Source organism: Kocuria sp. ZOR0020 (genome assembly GCF_000800955.1).
Lineage (GTDB): Bacteria > Actinomycetota > Actinomycetes > Actinomycetales > Micrococcaceae > Kocuria > Kocuria subflava.
On sequence record NZ_JROX01000234.1, the window covers coordinates 1 to 990 of the forward strand.

Consider the following 990-nt stretch of genomic DNA (forward strand, 5'->3'; position numbering starts at 1 on the left):
GTCGGGGCCGTTTGGATCGCTGCCGCTACGTCAGAGTCCGAAGGCTCCGCCGCTGACGAGGATCACGATGCCGAGGCCGATGAGAACGATGGGGAAGAGGATGTGCTCCCAGCGTTCGAGCACTTCGGCGATCGGGGGGCGGGTGGCGACGAACTTTGCCAGGGCCACCAGGACCGCGACGAGCGCGAGGAAGACGATGCAGTAGGCGACTACTGCGAGAGGTTCCACGCTGAGGAAGACAGGGGTGTAGACGCCGATGTTGTCGCCGCCGTTGGCAAGGGTGACGCCTGCGACTGTCCACACGCCGACCTTCTTGCCGGCAACCTTGGCCTCGTCGTCATCGTCGTCATCGTCTCCGCGCCAGGCCTGCCATGCGGCCCAGAGGCCGAGGCCCAGAGGGATGAGACCGAAGTACGGGATGGCTGCCGAGGGCAGGAATGCTCCGGCACCGATGGTCACCAGGACCGCGGCACCGAGGATGCCGGCGAATCCGAGGTACTGGCCGGCCAGAATGCGGGCGGTAGTGCCGCGCTGGCCTGCCCCTCGCGCGAAGAAGAGGGAGAGCACGATGATGTCGTCGATGTTGGTCGCTGCGAACAGGCCCATCGCCTGCAAGACCGAGGTGAGGATCATGCGCCCTCCCCAGCTGCGTCGCATCCGGGAAGCGAGCAGGCGGGATCGATGCACGGAGCGTCTTCGTCCACTGCCAGGGTGGCATCGACCAGTGCCGTCAGCGCCTGCGCCAGGTGCGAATCGGCGATCTCATATCGTGTCCGACGACCCTCGGGCTCGGAGACGACGATCCCGCAATCGCGCAGGCATGCCAGGTGGTTGGACACGTTCGGGCGTGTCAGGTCCAGATCTCGGGCCAGTTCCGCCGGGTAAGCGGGATGGTCGAGCAGGGTCAAGATGATCCGGGATCGAGTGGGGTCGGCCAGTGCACGACCCAGGCGGTTCATCACGTCGAGACGCGAAGCAATAGTCAGCATG

Annotated in this window: 2 protein-coding genes; both read right to left on the minus strand. The window is 65.8% G+C overall.

What is annotated here, in order from left to right:
* Positions 1-30: 30 nt before the first annotated feature.
* Positions 31-633 (minus strand): cadmium resistance transporter, encoded by a 603-nt coding sequence (locus L979_RS12290; protein ID WP_016997609.1) that lies wholly within the window; start codon positions 631-633, stop codon positions 31-33.
* The gene (locus L979_RS12295) at positions 630-989 is read right to left on the minus strand and encodes a helix-turn-helix transcriptional regulator (RefSeq protein WP_006590980.1); all 360 of its coding nucleotides are present in this window, start codon (positions 987-989) and stop codon (positions 630-632) included. Before L979_RS12295 ends, L979_RS12290 begins: the two co-directional genes overlap by 4 nt.
* Position 990 lies beyond the last annotated feature (1 nt).